This window comes from Micromonospora globispora (assembly GCF_003857015.1).
In the GTDB taxonomy this organism is placed as follows: domain Bacteria; phylum Actinomycetota; class Actinomycetes; order Mycobacteriales; family Micromonosporaceae; genus Micromonospora; species Micromonospora globispora.
This window is the reverse complement of sequence record NZ_QGGF01000060.1, coordinates 1-15,482: the sequence shown is the minus strand read 5'-3', so window position 1 is coordinate 15,482 and position 15,482 is coordinate 1. Positions and strand designations below refer to the sequence as shown.

The 15,482-nt window shown below is 68.8% G+C and carries 14 protein-coding genes and 2 pseudogenes; 4 read left to right on the top strand and 12 right to left on the bottom strand.

Features of this window, described 5'->3' with window-relative positions:
* Positions 1-44: 44 nt before the first annotated feature.
* The 3 genes from DKL51_RS01850 to DKL51_RS01840 all read right to left on the bottom strand — a co-directional run bounded on the left by DKL51_RS01850 (position 45) and on the right by DKL51_RS01840 (position 2,825).
* The gene (locus DKL51_RS01850) at positions 45-596 is read right to left on the bottom strand and encodes a 2,4'-dihydroxyacetophenone dioxygenase family protein (protein ID WP_109946118.1); all 552 of its coding nucleotides are present in this window, start codon (positions 594-596) and stop codon (positions 45-47) included.
* Positions 597-757: 161 nt separating this feature from the next.
* Entirely contained in the window at positions 758-2,122 is a 1,365-nt protein-coding gene (locus tag DKL51_RS01845; RefSeq protein WP_109946117.1) for an MFS transporter, read from the bottom strand.
* A gap of 148 nt (positions 2,123-2,270) precedes the next feature.
* On the bottom strand, positions 2,271-2,825 hold the full coding sequence (locus DKL51_RS01840) for a 2,4'-dihydroxyacetophenone dioxygenase family protein (RefSeq protein ID WP_109946116.1): 555 nt from the start codon (positions 2,823-2,825) through the stop codon (positions 2,271-2,273).
* Positions 2,826-2,988: 163 nt separating this feature from the next.
* Here DKL51_RS01840 and DKL51_RS01835 point away from each other — a divergent pair, with 163 nt between their 5' ends.
* Positions 2,989-3,696 (top strand): IclR family transcriptional regulator domain-containing protein, encoded by a 708-nt coding sequence (locus tag DKL51_RS01835; protein WP_207783934.1) that lies wholly within the window; start codon positions 2,989-2,991, stop codon positions 3,694-3,696.
* A 143-nt stretch (positions 3,697-3,839) separates the two neighbouring features.
* Here DKL51_RS01835 and DKL51_RS01830 read toward each other — a convergent pair whose 3' ends face one another.
* The 3 genes from DKL51_RS01830 to DKL51_RS01820 form a co-directional block, all read right to left on the bottom strand.
* Positions 3,840-4,043, bottom strand: a complete 204-nt coding sequence (locus tag DKL51_RS01830; protein ID WP_109946114.1) for a DUF397 domain-containing protein — start codon at positions 4,041-4,043, stop codon at positions 3,840-3,842.
* A gap of 175 nt (positions 4,044-4,218) precedes the next feature.
* Positions 4,219-5,946, bottom strand: coding sequence for a recombinase family protein (locus DKL51_RS01825; RefSeq protein WP_423790662.1), 1,728 nt, complete (start codon positions 5,944-5,946; stop codon positions 4,219-4,221).
* A 556-nt stretch (positions 5,947-6,502) separates the two neighbouring features.
* Positions 6,503-7,804, bottom strand: a complete 1,302-nt coding sequence (locus DKL51_RS01820; RefSeq protein ID WP_243422534.1) for a YibE/F family protein — start codon at positions 7,802-7,804, stop codon at positions 6,503-6,505.
* Between the two features lie 252 nt (positions 7,805-8,056).
* Here DKL51_RS01820 and DKL51_RS01815 point away from each other — a divergent pair, with 252 nt between their 5' ends.
* The 3 genes from DKL51_RS01815 to DKL51_RS01805 all read left to right on the top strand — a co-directional run bounded on the left by DKL51_RS01815 (position 8,057) and on the right by DKL51_RS01805 (position 10,306).
* Positions 8,057-8,491, top strand: a complete 435-nt coding sequence (locus tag DKL51_RS01815; protein ID WP_243422533.1) for a MarR family winged helix-turn-helix transcriptional regulator — start codon at positions 8,057-8,059, stop codon at positions 8,489-8,491.
* Complete coding sequence (locus DKL51_RS01810) at positions 8,488-8,922, top strand: hypothetical protein (RefSeq protein WP_243420757.1); 435 nt, start codon at positions 8,488-8,490, stop codon at positions 8,920-8,922. Before DKL51_RS01815 ends, DKL51_RS01810 begins: the two co-directional genes overlap by 4 nt.
* Before the next feature lie 61 nt (positions 8,923-8,983).
* On the top strand, positions 8,984-10,306 hold the full coding sequence (locus DKL51_RS01805) for a transposase family protein (RefSeq protein WP_207783933.1): 1,323 nt from the start codon (positions 8,984-8,986) through the stop codon (positions 10,304-10,306).
* On the opposite strand, the pseudogene DKL51_RS01800 reads toward DKL51_RS01805, so the two are convergent.
* From DKL51_RS01800 to DKL51_RS01775, 6 genes and pseudogenes are all read right to left on the bottom strand, one after another.
* Positions 10,293-11,348, bottom strand: a pseudogene (locus tag DKL51_RS01800) (ISL3 family transposase); the annotation flags it as partial. The gene DKL51_RS01805 and the pseudogene DKL51_RS01800 sit on opposite strands and share 14 nt — an antisense overlap.
* 20 nt (positions 11,349-11,368) lie before the next feature.
* Positions 11,369-11,839, bottom strand: coding sequence for a hypothetical protein (locus DKL51_RS01795; RefSeq protein WP_109946113.1), 471 nt, complete (start codon positions 11,837-11,839; stop codon positions 11,369-11,371).
* Positions 11,840-11,927: 88 nt separating this feature from the next.
* Positions 11,928-12,050: pseudogene (locus tag DKL51_RS36065) on the bottom strand (DNA-binding response regulator); the annotation flags it as partial.
* Positions 12,051-12,204: 154 nt separating this feature from the next.
* Complete coding sequence (locus DKL51_RS01785; RefSeq protein WP_124811657.1) at positions 12,205-13,839, bottom strand: Hsp70 family protein; 1,635 nt, start codon at positions 13,837-13,839, stop codon at positions 12,205-12,207.
* Positions 13,840-13,848: 9 nt separating this feature from the next.
* Positions 13,849-14,505, bottom strand: coding sequence for a hypothetical protein (locus DKL51_RS01780; protein WP_109946111.1), 657 nt, complete (start codon positions 14,503-14,505; stop codon positions 13,849-13,851).
* A 637-nt stretch (positions 14,506-15,142) separates the two neighbouring features.
* A partial coding sequence (locus DKL51_RS01775; RefSeq protein WP_148097703.1) for a response regulator transcription factor occupies positions 15,143-15,482 on the bottom strand: 340 nt, incomplete at its 5' end.

The window sequence follows — 15,482 nt, the reverse complement described above, 5'->3', positions numbered from 1 at the left end:
CCCCCGGTAAGACCTCTCGCCGGGGGAACCTCGGGACCTTCGGATCAGGCGTTGTTGACTGCGTTGACGCCGCCGTCGATGTAGGGGACCGTGAGGCCCTGCTCCGCCGCCGCGGTCTGGATCAGGTACTGGAGGGCGACCGCGTCCATGACCGAGTGGAAGGTGCCGTCCTCGTTGAAGCTCACCTGCGCGCCCTCGATCCAGGCCAGGGCGATGGTGTCCTCGGTGTTGTCCTCCGGGCAGTAGAACGTGTGCGTCGAGCCGCCGGGCTCGTACAGGTAGGAGCCCGCCACCTGCGGCTGGTCGGGGTACTCGCGGTACAGCCAGCGGCCCTGGATCGTCCACACCTGAGCCGGACCGGTGTGGTAATGCAGCGGCAGCTCGCAACCGGGCGCCAGGGTGGCCAGGAAGACCCACTCGCCCCGCTCGAGGTCCAGGCGCAGCGGCTGGATGTGAATGCCAGGGCCGACCAGGTCCTTGAGCATCGGGATCTGGTCGATGTTGACTGTCAGCAGCTCGCCCTGCGGCAGGGCGACCAGCGGCAGCGGGGCGCCGGTGCCGGTGATGGCCACCCCGGGAGAGAGTGTTGAAGTCATGGGTCGGTCCTCCTGTTGTTGTATTTACGTGCACTGGTGGTCATGTGTGGCGTCGGCGAAGAGGTTCAGCTGATGCTGGGTGATGGCGTGTGAGCCAGGCTGACCCATCGGGTTGCCGACGAGGTCGAGCAGCTCCGCCGGGGTCCGCACGGTGGTTGTCTTCAGTCCTCGGGGTCGACACCGGCGGCAACTACGAGGCCCGGCGCGGCTCCGGCATCTTCGCGCACCTTCTCGGGGGTGACGGTGATGAAGGCCAGCGAGATCAGCGCGAGGCCGGCCAGCGCGGCGATGTAGACGGCCACCGACAGCGAGCTACCGGTCCATTCCAGCAGCAACACCATGATGAAGGGGGCGAATCCGGCGCCGATCGCGTTGGCGATCTGGGCGCCGAGCGAGGCGCCGGAGTAGCGCAGGTGGGCGGGAAACATCTCGGAGAACAGCGCCGCCTGCGGGCCGTACATCATGGCGAGCCCGAGCATGGCGACAAGCAGCGCCAGGATGATCAGCCCCTGGTTGCCGGTCTCCACCAGCGGGAACATCGCGAAGACCCAGACGCCCGTGACCACCGCACCGGCGGCATACACCGGTTTCCGGCCGACGCGGTCGGACAGGCCGGCGAACAGCGGCAGAAACGCGGCCATGGCCCCGACGCTGATGAGAACCGCGGCGAGCATCGAGCCTTTCGAAATTCCGAGGGCCCGGGTGCCGTAGTCGAGCAGGCCGGCGATGAGCATGTAGAAGGCGACGCCGATGACCAAGAAGACGCTCGTTGCCAGCAGCACCGCCTTCGGGTGCTGGCGCAGCACGTCCAGGATCGGGGAGCGGCGCTGCGCCAGCGGTTGCGAGGCCAGCTTCTCCTCCGCGTGCTTGAACTCCGGGGTGTCGTCGATCCGGTGGTGGATGTAGAAGGCGAACGGGACGAACACCGCGCTGAGCAGGAACGGCACCCGCCAGCCCCAGTCCATGAACTGCTCGTCGGAGAGGACCGCGGCGAGGACGAGGAAGACGGCGTTGCCGAGGATCATGCCGATTGGGACGCCGATCTGCACGAGGCTGCCGTACAGCCCGCGTTTGCCCGGCGGCGCGGACTCGGTGGCGAGTAGCATCGCCCCGGCCCACTGGCCGCCGACCGACACGCCCTGGCAGATCCGCAGCACGACCAGAGCGATCGGGGCGAGCACACCGATGGTGTCGTAGGACGGCAGCAGCCCGATCAGCGTGGTGGCCACCGCCATCAGCCCCAGGGCGATCGCCAGCATCGGTTTGCGGCCGACCTTGTCGCCGAAGTGCCCGAAGATGACCCCGCCGATCGGCCGGGCGACGAAGCCGACCCCGAACGTCGCGAACGACGCGAGCACGGCGGCCGCTGGGCTGGCCCCCGGGAAGAACAGCGGGCCGAGCACCAGCGCCGCGGCCGTGGCGTAGATGAAAAAGTCGTACCACTCGATCGACGCGGCGGCCGTCGCCGCGAACGCGATCCTGCGGGCACGGGTGGGCTGGGTGGCGATGGCTTGCTGGGTACTCATGCGACACCTCGTGTTTGGGAAAGCGAAGGTGGATGGTGACCGGTACGGCGGTGCGCGGCATCGCCGGGATCTGTGGTTGCGGCCGGTGCCGCGCTGCAGCGATTGGCGGCCGGTCAACGGCGGTGCCATGGCTGCTCGCCGTTTCCAATCAGGACTTGTTCACACCGTTAGCGGCGCCGCGGATGTAGGGGACGGGACCGGTGCCCTGCACGGCCGACACGGTCTCGGTCCGGTGCTGCGCGGAAACCGCGTCCATGATCGAGTGGAAGGTTCCGTCCTCGTTGAAGTTGATTGCCGCGCCCACGATCCAGGCCAGGGCAATGGTGTCCTCGGTGTTGTCCTCGGGGCAGTAGAAGGTGTGCACCGAGCCGCCGGGCTCGTACAGGTAGGAGCCCGCCACCTGCGGCTGGTCGGGGTATTCGCGGTACACCCAGCGGCCCTGGATCGTCCACACCTGAACCGGACCGGTGTGGTAGTGCAGTGGCAGCTCGGCCCCGGGCGCCAGGATGCCCAGGACGACCCACTCGCCGCGCTCGGGGTCCAGACGCAGCGGCTGGATGTGAACGCCCGGGGCGATAGCGTCCTTGAGCAGCGGGATCTGGTCGATGTTGACGGTCAGCAGCTCACCCTGCGGCAGAGCGACCAGCGGCAGGGGGACGCCGCTGAGGGTAGTGAGCGTCGTGGGGGACAGTGTTGCGGTCATGTTTCCAGCCTTTCGGGTGGAGGTCGTACGTATTTACGTACTGGAAACCGTGTATACGTACGCTAGCGTGACCCACGCCACTTGACAAGACCCCTCGGGACCATTCGGAGGGGGTGCTAGCGTCAGCCGCATGCCTGCCCGCCCGCATCGCACTGTCGACCGAGTGATCGAAATTCTCGAGACCGTGTCCTTGAGCCCACGGGGCGTGACCTTGGCCGAACTGGCAGCCGCCCTGGGCGCGGCGAAGAGCTCCGTGCAGGAGCTGACCAACGGACTTCTCGCCCGCGGCTATCTCATCGAGGAGGAGCACCGGTTCCACCTCGGACCGGGGCCGTTCATCCTCGCCTCGCGCGCGAACAAGCTGGCCGCGCTGTCACTCGATCACCAGTTCGTGGCCGAGCTGGGCAAGGTCCTCGGTTGCACCATCCTCGTCGGAGTGCGCGTCGGGGACGCCATCGTCTTCACTGACCGTGCGGGTGAAGAGTCACCCAGCCTGACGTTCGTCGCGCGCACCCACGCCCGTCGCCCGCTCTACACGAGCGCTGCCGGAAAGATCCTGCTCGCCAACGTCCCCGACGACGAGATGTACCGCCTCCTCGACCTGGCTAGTCCGGAGCAGGCAGGCGAGGTCCGGCAATTCCTCGCCGAGCTCCCCGAGATCCGCTCCCGCCGACTCGCCTTTAACCGCGGAGTCACGTTCGCAGACGCGTTTGTCGTGGCCACGCCCCTGTTGGCAGGCGATGGCAGTTTGATTGCGGCGATAAGTGCAGCCGTCGACCCCGCAAAACCGGATAGCCTCGACAATGTCGGCGAGGAGCTCAAGAAGGCAGTTGCCACTCTCGGCCCCCGATACGGCCCTCAACCGCGCTGAACAAGCTGAGCAGCGAGTGGAGCATCCCGCTTGGAACTCTGACCAATGTGGCGGCGGCGGGCGTCTACCCGAACTCAGGAGTCGTAGAAGGACATAAGCGACGAACAACCCTCCCCGAGAGACGTTTGTCGTTGCGGAGTCGGTTAGCGGGGAAAAATCCCGTTCCTGACAGCGGTGACAAAGGCGATCCAGCCATCCGGGTGGAAGGTCAGGACCGGGCCGATCGGGTCCTTGCTGTCGCATAGCCCGACGACGCCGGGCAGGTTGTCGGCGACCTCGACGCAGTCGTCGCCGTTGCCACCGCTGCGGGTGCTCTTGCGCCAGCGCGCGCCGGTCAGGTCAGTCATGCTGTGCCTCGCTCAAGATTGCTTTGATCATGCGCCTTGATTGTCCCTCATCGAGCGCGAGCGCACTGTGCCCCTGCCACACCTTGTCGTAGGCCGCCAGTTCCTCCCACGCGGCGTGACCATGGCCGAACTGGCAGCCGCCTTGGGCGCGGCTTATCGAGGTAGAGCGCGCCGGTCAGGGACTCGCTGTAGGCGACGGAGGGCTCGGGGACGGCACGACCGCCGTTGCCGGGTGGGAAGTCGAGGATGACGAAGGATCCCGCAACCGCCCTCCTCCGATCGCTTTCGAGGAGTTGCTCACGCAGTCCACAGTGGCTACCTTCAACGCATGCATACCTATTTCCAGCAGGTGTGCTTGGAACTGGTGTTCGCGTCTCGGACACGTTATTTCCACGCGAAGCGTGATGGTTCTTCGTGTTTTGCCTGGTCTCCGTCCCGTTGGGCGGGGATTTTCGCTGTGGTGGCGAGGAAGCTCCCCGCAGGGGTGAGCGTGTAGATCGCGGTGTCGGATTCGCAGGTCCAGGTGTGGTGGTCGCACACGATGATCATGTTGTTCGTTTCGCAGGTAGGCGGTGACGTTCTCCAGGTCGGGGCTGCGCAGCGCGGAGTGGTGGCGGTGGAGCCCGCTGTCGTGGCGGATGCGGTCCAGCAGGTGATCTTCCCGGATGTAGAGGATCTTCGGTCGGGGAGAGGCATTGGTGCGGCTGCTCGTGTAGCCGTGGCGGCAGCGGTAACCGGGACGGCCATGGACCCAGTGGGAGTCCATGATCCGGCCGCAGACGCCACAGCAGACCAGTCCGGCCAGGAGATAGTGGCGAGGAGGGCCGTCCGCGGGGGTGGGCGCGGTGTGGATGGCCTGGGCCGCGATGAACTGCTCCTCGCTGACCAGCGGTGGGTGGGCGATCTGGCGGGAGATGATCCATTGCGGGGCGGCGTTCGCGCGCTGGACCTCGCGGTGCCGCGCGATGGTGCCGTCCGGCTCGACGTCGTCCTGGTCGGTGCGTTGGCGGTTCCACACCTGGCGGCCGGTGTAGCGGGGGTTGGCCAGGATCGCCGCGACGGTGGTGAGCATCCAGCCTTGGCCGCTGCGGTGACGGTTACGTCCCGGGTCGGCGCCGGACGGACACGGCACGCCGTAGTCGTTGAGATCGCGGGCGATGCTGGCCACGCTGCAGCCGGCGAGCCGTTGGGCGAAGATCCACCTCACGTGCGGTGCGGTCGCCGGGTCGGGTTCCAAGCGGTGCAGGCGTCGTCCCCAGGCGGCGTGGGCGCGGTTCGGATGAGGGCCGGCGTCGACGAGTCGGTAGCCGTAGGGCGGCCGGCCGCCGAGATGTCGACCCTGCAGCTCGGCTTGGGCGCGCATGGCCGCGGTGGTGCGATGCCGCGCCCGGGACACCTCCCGCTGGGAGTGCACGCCCAGCAGGTCCAGCAGCGCCACCTGTCGGGGGTTGTCGAAGTCCACCGGCCCGTAGGTCTCGGGCAGCCACAGCTGCACGCCGTGCTTGACGAGGGTGGGGGTCAGCTGTTCGAGCTGCTGGCCGTGGAAAGCGCGTTCGTACTCGCCGACGACGATCGCGTCGAACCCGCGTGCTGGGTCCGCCACGGCGGCGAGCAGCCGTGACGCTTGCGGCCGGTCCGGCCAGGCAACCCGACGGGAGACACCCTCGTCGAAGAACTCGACCACGATCCGACCATGGCCGGCGACAAGGTCCTCGGCGTAGTCGCGCTGCCAAAGGCACGACGACGCCCGATCCTGAAAGTCGACCGTGGACATCCGCCCGTAGAACGCGAACCGCAGCCCATCCGCCAGCGGAATGAACCGCTGCGGCCGGACCTTGCGCTGCTGGACAGCCCACGACGCGAGAGTGGCCTGTCCGGGGATTGTGTTCGCCCGCGTCGCCATAGGACCTCCACGATCGGTACGCCTGTCCGTCATGGCCTCGATGTGTAGGCTAGGTGCAGCGGGCCGGATTGTGGAGTTCTGTCACTCCTTCATGTATTTACGGCGTCCGCTGGTGGTGATGTTGGGCGTTGCCGCTCATGTCAAAGACCAGGTATGCCCACACGCCGAGCAGCCCGAGATCGATGTCACGCAACGTGAAAACGGGTGTGCCCCGGGAACGCCGTCTCGCCTGCGGCTGGCTGGCGACGGGCCGAGCAGGTCACCGGCGGGCCCACCCGCGCCCGAACCTGTGTCAATGCTCGGTCGACGTGGTGGGCCGCTGCCGGCTCGCTCCCCAGGAGGGCGGGAGACGTCAGATCGTTCGCGTGCGCGTGGGCCTCATCATCCGCTGAGGGCCGGACACCACCGAGTGGCGGATACCGGCCGGCGTGAAACCCGACACCCCGGGGTCCGCGCCGGCCGGCCATCAAGGCACTCTCCGCATCAGCACAACGCCCGGTCGGTCACCGCTGAAGGTGCCCTTGGCATCAACAGCCCGGCCGGCACCCCACGGGTGTCACCACCGGGCGTCGTCTTCCGCGAAGGCGACCCAGGGGTCCTCGCGTGGCGGCGCGTGTCGTTCCGGCTGCGCCCGGTCGGCGCCGACCAGGCCGGTGTCACGGGCACGGCTGGCGACAAGGGCCGCGAGGGCGGTGGTGATGGGGACGGCCGTGATCAGGCCGATGGTGCCCACCGCGCTGCGGACGAGTTCCTGGGCGACCAGTTCGCCGGTGAGCAGGTCGCCGACGGGGGTGTTGCCGGCGGCGAAGAGCAGCATCAGCGGCAGGGACGCGCCGGCGTAGGCCAGGACGATGGTGTTGATGACGGAGGCGATGTGTGCCCGGCCGATGCGGGTGCCCGCACGGTACAGCTCCCGGAAGCGGTAGGACGGGTTGGCCGCGGCGAGTTCGGTGACGGTGGCCGACTGGGTCACGGTGACGTCGTCGAGCACGCCGAGGGATCCGATGACGATGCCGGCGAGCAGCAGGCCGCGCATGTCGACGTTCTGGTAGGCGATGGACAGGTAGCTGGCCGTCTCGTCGGCGACCCCGGACAGGTGGGCGGCGGCGGTGGCCGCCCCGGACAGCAGGGCGGTGATGGTGAGGCTGATCAGGGTGCCGGCGACGGCGACGGAGGTGGTCGTGGTGAACCCGTGGGTCAGGTAGAGGACGGTGAGCATGATGGCGGCGGAGCCGACGACGGCCACGAGCACCGGTGACCGGCCGTCGAGGATGGCGGGGATGATGAACAGCAGCAGGACGGCGAAGGTGACGGCGAGGCCGGCGAGCGCGGTGACGCCCCGCCAGCGGGCGAAGGCGATGACGGCGAGGGCGAAGGCCGCGCCGAGCAGCCATAGCTGGTGGGAGCGTTGGAACTCGATGATCGAGTAGCTCTTGCCGCCGCCGGTTGCGTCGTCGAGCAGGAGCAGGGTGACCTTGTCGCCGGCGTGCAGCCGGGGCGCGCCGGGACCGGACGGTATGTCGGTGGTGACGTCGGTGCCGGCCTCCCGGCCGCTGGTGAGGGTGACGGTGACCGATCCGCACGCGATGGTGGGCGTTGGCGGCCCTGACGCCTCCTCGTTCTCGCCTTCGGCTGCGGGACAGGATTGGGGTGAGACCGTGCGGATTTGCCCGAGGACCCGGGGTGGCTCGTCGGTGGCTTCCGCCTGGGGGTGTGGTGCGGCCAGAGCAGCAGCATGCCCACGACGGTGAGCAGCACCGCGGGGGTGAGGAGCAGCAGGGTCAGCCTGCGCCGTGCCGGGGCTGCGGGTTGGCGTCCCTGAGGGTGGTCGTGGCGGTGGGGGAAGCTCACGGGACACTCCTCGGCGGTCAGGGACGCGGGCCGGCGAACCCGGCTTCGTCAGCCCCTCGCGGCGTTTCAGCATGGTCGAGGCGAGCCGGTCGGACAACCCCGACCCGGCGTGGCTCCTCGCCCGGGTCGCGGGGCGCGAAGGAGAAGGGCATCGACAGGCCGTCCGGGTTGGACGTGCTCGAGTACCGAACCCTTGCGAGTTGGGGACCGATTCGGGTCGACTTGCATGAGTTACTACGGCATCGTATAGTCCGAAATCGTGACTTCGTCCTCTACGCCGCCCCAGCAGTCGGCGCTGCTCGCGCTGCAGCGCGCCACTCATGCCACCCTGCAGATACTCACCGCCGAGCTGGTCGACCTCGATCTGACCGCTTCCGAGATCAACGCGATGGCTATCCTCGCGGACGGCCACGGCCGCACCATCTCCGAGCTCGGAACCGCGGCCGGCAGCCGCCCGACCACACTGACCAGCGTGCTGGACCGATTGGAGCGCCGTGGCCACATCACGCGCGGCACTCGCCCGGGCGACCGCCGGGTCGTGGTCATCGGGCTGACCTCCTCCGGCCGCCTCGCCGCCGACACAATCCGCCGGACCCTGATCGAGGTGGAAGCCCGCGCGCTCGGCGGCCTGCCCGCCGAGGCCATCGCCGACTTCCACACCGTCCTGCGCGCCCTGGCTGAGGTGTCCTCATGACCCCAACCGAATCCGGGGCACCCCGGGACACCTGCGTCTTCGATGAGCTGATGGCCGAGGTGACGGCATCCGCCGGCACCTTCGGCCACCGCGAGCACGTCCACCTGACCTGGCTGGCGGTGCGCCGTGTCGGCATGCCCGCGGCCATAGCCCTGGTCAGCGACGGTATCCAGCGCACCGCCCGCTACGCGGGAGTGCCCCAGAAATACCACTCCACCGTCAGCCAGGCCTGGGTGGAGCTGGTGGCCCACCATGCGGCCGAGCACGAGCTGCAGGATTTCGCGGCCTTCGCCGAACGGAATCCCGCGCTGCTCGACAAGCGCCTGCTCACCCGTTTCTACCGCTCCGCGACGCTGGCCAGTGCCCAGGCCCGAACCAGCTGGGTCGAGCCCGACCTTGCCCCGTTCCCTTGGATGGCCCGCAACCGGTAGCGGCCGGAAAACACCGGCTTCACCGGTAGCCACTCCAAGAACCGAACGGACGAGGCGAATTGTGAGTCACGCCTGGGCCCGCGCGGCCCTGTCCCACCCTGCCCTGTCCGGCATCTCCCGCCACCTCGGCGCGTTGCTCGAACAGCTCGCACCGAGGTGGGTCTCGGCACGCGAGTCGGCCTTGCGCGAGCGCCGTGGCGGGGACCGGCAGCGGGCCGCCGGCGCGGGCCCCCGACACCAGTTGGTGTTCACCGACCGGCTGCTGGTCACCCTGGTCCACCTACGCCACCAACTGCCGCACGCGGCTCTGGCCGAGCTCTACGGGGTGGACCGCTCCACCGTCTCCGCCGCGATCCGCGAGGTCAGGCCGCTGCTGACCGCTCGCGGCTTCGCCGTCCCCGACCGGCCGGGCCCGCGGCTGCGGGCCCTGGAGGACCTGTTCGCCTACGCCGACGTCGAGGGCGTCGACCTGCGAATCGACGGCACGGAGGTGCAGGTCCGCCGGCCACGGGCCGGCCGGCCCGGCCGCAAGGCGTTCGTCTCCGGCAGGAAGAAGCAGAACACCATCAAAACCACCACTTTCAGCGACCGGCAGGGCCGCACCCTGTTCTCCGGCGTGATCCGACCGGGCCGGATGCACGACCAGACAGCCGCGCGCACCGAGGGCATCGCCGAGCGGTTCCGCCACTGTCCAAAGGTGAAGGCCGAAGTCGACGAAGGTTACTGGGGCCTGGCCAACGAGTTCCCCAGCCAGGTAACCGCCCCGCCGGGAAAACCCAAGAAGGACGCCTCGCTCGGCGATCACCACAACCGGCGCGAGACGCGCCGCCGCCAGTCCTCCCGCCGGATCTGCGTTGAGCACACCAGCGCCGAGTACAAGCAGTGGCGCCCCCTTCAGCGATACACCGGCCGCCGCGAGACCTACGCGAAACCCACCTGGCGTTCGCCGGGCTGGTCTCCGACCGATCCGCCCTTCGGACCACACGCCACACCGAACTGGTGCTCGCCCGGCAAACCACCTGCTGACCAACCATCAGCCGAAGCACAGGCCGACATGCCCCGACCTCAATCGCTCCCCCCAATTCGTTACGTGCAGTGTTTGAGCACGTCCAGGACGAGTGAGACCCCCCCGCTGCGGTCGCGTCCGCAATCAGGTGGGCGACTCCGCGAGCGAACCGGATCTCGAAGACCTGCCGCCGGTCGAGGATGTACATCAGCATCGCGGCAGATTCGACGGCGGCTCGCGCCACGGTCGAATGGGCGTACATCGGTACCGGCGACTGTGGCTGCGCCAGTAGCAGCGCAATCGCTCGCACATGGTCGGCCACGTTCAGTGCCAGATGCAGGCAGTTCATACTGGCTCTTCGAAGTTAAGCGGGGTTGAGGTGCCCGCGGTGGCGTCGGGTGGTGCCGGTGCGGGTGCGTAGGCGTTGGTTCTCGGGGTTGCGGAAGCCGTAGGCGTCGCGGGCGATGGTCTTGATCACGCGGTTGGTGCCTTCGGAGCCGGCGTTGGTGATTCCGGTGGTCAGGAACGCGTGGATGTGTGGCCACCAGGTCTCGATGGTGGTGGCGAGCCGGTGGAGTTCGGGCAGGTCGGTGGCGGCGCAGCGGGTGTAGAAGCGGTGCAGGAGCCGGTGGATGTGTTCCCGGTCGGGCTGGGTGCGGGCGGTCGCGAGGAGGTCGATTAGGTCTTCTTTCGCGTTCCACGCGGCAAGGATCGGGGCGCCGATCGTGGTGGGCAGGGTTTCGAGGGTGTCGACCAGGCGGTCGACGTGCTTGCCGGGCATGCGGGCGGCGGAGCGGGTCAGCCGGTTGCGCATCCGCCATTCGGGATCGGTGCCGCGTCCGCGGCGTCCGCGTCGGGTCAGGGTCATGCGGCGGCGGACCTCGGTGACGGCCCGGTTGGCCAGTTGCACGATGTGGAAGTGGTCGACCACCAGCAGCGCGTGTGGCAGCACCTGGCGGATGGCGGCCTTGAAGACGGTGCACATGTCGATCGCGACCGCCTGGATCTGGTCGCGCCAGGCCTGCGGGCGATCCCTCAGCCAGCCGGTGACCGTGGCGGTGGTGCGGCCTTCGACCTGGGCGAGCAGGCCTTGCCCGCCGGACAGATCCACGAAGCCGACGTGCCACCGGTCGGCGGTGGTGGTCCACGAGCCGGCCTGCTCGTCCCAGGTCCAGCGCGGCTTGCCCCGTCGGACCTCGTCGATGCCCAGCACCGTGACCGGGTCCGGCTCGGCTGGCGGCACCCTGCCCGCGTGGGCGGTGAACGCGTCGGCGACGACCGGCCATGAGATGCCGTGGTCGCGGGCGGCCTGCACGATCGTGCGGCCGTCGTCGGCGACCGCCGCCCCGGCCGCCTGCCGCAACCGGGTGGTGAGCCGGGACCGAGCAGGTACCCGAAGCATTCGCCACCGACCCCGGATCGCTGAACCTCTGACCGGTTTCAGTCGACGCGCAGGCTCACCAGCCAGGCCTTGAGCTCCTGTTCGACGTATTGGTGGGATTCCTGGTCGGCGACCATGAGCAGGTAGGTGTTCTGCCCGGCGGGCACCCCGCGGACGGTGAAGAAGAACCGGCAGGTGCCGTCGGTGAGTGCGCGGGGGTCGGTCAGCTTCCCGGCGGCAAACCCGCCGGCGGTTGCGATGAGCACCGGCGCACTGTCCCTGACGTCGGCGTAGCCGCCTGTGCCGGCGCAGCCGAGGTGGTCGTCCCGGGTGAAGGAGGCTCCGTCGCCGAGTACCACCGCGCCGGTGACGACGAAGGTGCCGGTGTCGGTCGGCCGGCTCGCCGCGGCGGGGGTGCGGGGTCCGCTGTTGTTTAGGAACATGGTGACGGCGAGTCCGAGCCCGGCGGCGGCGCCGGCCCACATCCAGACCGGACGCCGTGCGGTCGTCTCCGGGTGCAACGGCTGCATGGAATCCCCGTTGGGTCAGGCCCGCCGGTGTGTGGCGGGACGTCGGGGGGAGTGTGGTCGAAGATCGTTTATCCGCGCAACCCCTTCCCGGTGTCGCGGGGCGCGCCCCGAGGTAGGTGAGGACCGCGAGGACGCGGCGGTTGGTGTCGTCGCTGGGTGGCAGGTCCAGCTTGGTCAGGATGTTGCCCACGTGCTTGCCGACCGTCGCCTCCGGGCACCCCGGAGGTTCCCGACCGTCGCCTCCGGGTACCCCGGAGGTTCCCCACCCTGTTCGACGCCATCCTCAAGGACGTGGAGATCGAGGTCCTGCTCAGCGGCGTTCAGATGCCGAGAATGCCGCTTCCTCGACCAGCCGGCTCGACGGATCAGCTCTCGGGTTTGCGTTCGGCGTTCCAGGGCGTCGGCGGCTTTGTCCCCTGGACGCTCTCGAGCACTAGGAGCGCATCGTCGCGACTTCCGACCGGCCACCACTGGACCTGAAGCTGCACCTTCTCGCCGGAGCCGTGTCGAATCATGATCCGACCGTTGCAGTGGAGCTCGAATGCCATGCTGCGACCGAACGTCAGGCTCACACCGTCCATCACCTGATCGTCGAGCGCGAGGCCGAGCGGCTCGCCCGACGCGGATCGGATCCGGAGTCGACCGTTCCCCTGCGTCGGCCCGGGGAAGTCGCGTCCGCTCCGCGTGAACCCAAGCTCGGACTCACCATTCAGGACCTGCCACGGCTCGTAGAGTGCGGTGTATCCCGCGTACAGCGTCTCGCGCTGAAGCTGGCCGCCCTCATCCCACTCCACCACGAAGTCAAAGCCGGGCCGGTGCAGGTTGAGCCGGTCGTATCCCGTGGTGTCCGCCAAGCCGGCGACAATCGCCTCGTCCGAATAGACCCCTACGTAGTCAAAGACCTGCGCCCTGGGGAAGAGGGCTCCGATCCGTTCACGGACGTACGGGATCCGGCTCATCCCACCGGTGAGTAGGACGTAGTCGATGTCGTCGCGCAGTTCGTCCGGTCCCAGCGTACGCAGCTCGGCGGGCGACCGATTGCCCCGTCCGGTCAGCCGTGAAGCGCGCACCGCCGCCCAGACCAGCCGCTCGGCGTCGTCCAACTGCGGACGGAACGACTCCTCCAGCTGTTCCCGCGTGTACGTCACGACCGGAACCTGCCCGATCTGACGGGTGGGCAGCACGACGCGCTGCTCCGGCAACCGCGAAAGTCCAATTTTCGCCTCACGTGCTGCCCGGTGGATCAGGGCGCGGAAGAGTGCCGGATGAGGTGAGTCCTGGGCATGGAACCCGCGCCGGAGCAGCTCCTCGGTCAGGTCGGCGGCGATCGCGTCATCCAGGGCGTCCCCGGCGTGGGCTGTACCGAGCGCCGACAGCACCGATATCTCGGGGCGGGCTCCGCCCTCGACGTCGAGGACGGCGATGTCGAGAGTGCCCCCACCCATGTCGAAGACCAGCAGGCGCCCCTTCGGTCGCCCGTCATAGGCGAGGAAGCGGTGGGTCAGCCAGGCGACGCCCGCTGCGGCCGGTTCGTCAACGAGGGTGGAGTCGTCGATCGGCAGGCCGGCCTTCGCCGCGAGGGTGAGGAGCCGCTCCCGCTGCTGACCGTTCCACATCGCCGGACAGCCCAGGCGCAGATCGCGTTCATCGGTCAACGGCCGGCCGAGGGCTGCCGCCGCCCGCTTGCCGATCTCGGAGAGGACGGCGACGAGCACCTCATCGGCCGCGACCTCGCGCGGGCCGTCCCCACCTGGCAGCGAGACCACGCTACGGTCCTCGGTGATGGCGCGTTTGATCGAGCGGATCACCTGATCGTCGGGGAGCGCAGCGGCGTCCTCACCCACCAGCAGGGTCGCCCCCCGGTAGCCGACGAGGGACGGAAACCACCGGGTCGTGCGGCCCAGGGGTGCGATCTCCACCGGCCGGCGCCCGGCCCGCGTAGCGACGAGAGACGTACACGTCCCGAAATCGACTCCGACCGCGCGACCGTGCAAACCCATGCCGTCCTCCTACGCTTGCGAGACCAGGGCCTTGTGGATGAGGATTTCTCCCCCCGTCGGGTGCCACCGGTAGCCAGGCCGGATGACCATCACCTCCGCACCGGCCAGGGGACCGCCGACGATCGGATCGTGCTGCGCCGGGTCGAATGACACCTTCGCGCCCGCCAGCCCGACCGGCTCCAGTGCTTGTGCTGCAACGAGTGCCCGTACCCGTTCAACGAGCAGCTCCGGTTCGAGGTGATTCGCTGCGATTTCCTCCATTTCGGCGGCGAGATCCGCCAACGCCCGGATGGTGTCGATCTGAAGCTGTCGGTCCTGGGCCGCCCGTACCGACGTCGCCTCGGCGTACTCGACGCGCAGCGCTTCCTCCAACTGGTCGCAGCGGTCGGCCAGCTCGGCGACCCGGCGCTCGGCTGCTTCGGCTCGCCCCTCGGCCGCCGACAGCTCAGTCCGCAGTCGATCGACCTCGCGTTGCATCGCGTCTACCCGGCCGTCTCGCGCCAGGGCAGCCAGCCATTCGGCGACGGTCGCGTCGGCGGCGGCGACGCGCCCGAACGCCGCGACGAATGCCTCGGCGGGAAGGTCCGCGACGAACTCACGGGGCAACCCCAGGAGAAACGCCAACCGGGTACGGGATGAGACCCTCAGCAGCGCCTTGACCACCATCCGCCTTTTGAGTCGATCGGCGATCGTGGGCCGGGAGGTCAGCGCGTCGAGGACCTCGCCGCGGTTTCCGGCCAAGGACCTGTGCTTCTCGACCAGCCCGTCTCGTCCCGCGGCTTGTACACCCAACCCTCAACCCCCTGCACTCGCCCTGTTGGCCGGCACACCCGTATCCTGCACCGTTAAATCAGCATTAACAGCCTCAACACGCCCGGATCAGCCCACATGTCGCCATGATGCGAAGGGTCTGTAAGAAGAACCTCTTGTGCAGAGACGGTGGTGGGGCAGTCTCAAGTGGATGGTGCTGGTGCGGCAGTCTGACGCCGGTGTGTCTCCGATCTGATCAAGACGTTGTTCCCCCAGCTGGCCTCGCTCGTGACCGAGCAGGTGGTTGAGCAGGGGCGGATGGTGTGCGTCCGGGCGCGGACGCCGGCGACGGCGGTGGCGTGCCCAGGCTGTGGGCACCTGATCCTGCCGCCGCGCGACGACGCGATCGGGCCAGGGACTCGACAGCTGCGTTATTAGGAAACGATGGTTATCTGAAGGCCACGCTACTCGCACATACCCCCGGGGAGTATACGCGAGAGGGGTCGGTGAGTGACAGCGACTGATGCGGTCTTCAGGTGCAAGGCCATGCCGGTCACAGGTCGAGCGGGAGAGCAGTGAGCTCGGCGCGGGAGCTGACGCCCAGTTTGGAGTAGCAGTTTCTCAAGTGAAAGTCGACGGTGCGTGGACTGACGAACAGCTGCGCGGCCACGTTCCGGTTCGACAGGCCCTGCCGGACCAGGGCAGCGACCTGGCGTTCCTGCGGGGTCAGCTCGTTTGCGGTGGTGACGTCGCGGCGGCGGGCGGTTTCCCCGGAGGCGCGCAGCTCCTGCGCGGCCCGCTCTGCCCACGGGGTGGCGCCGAGGTCCTCGAACAGCGCCAGCGCGGTGCGCAGGTGCTCGCGGGCGTCGACCCGGCGGCGGGCGCGGCGCAGG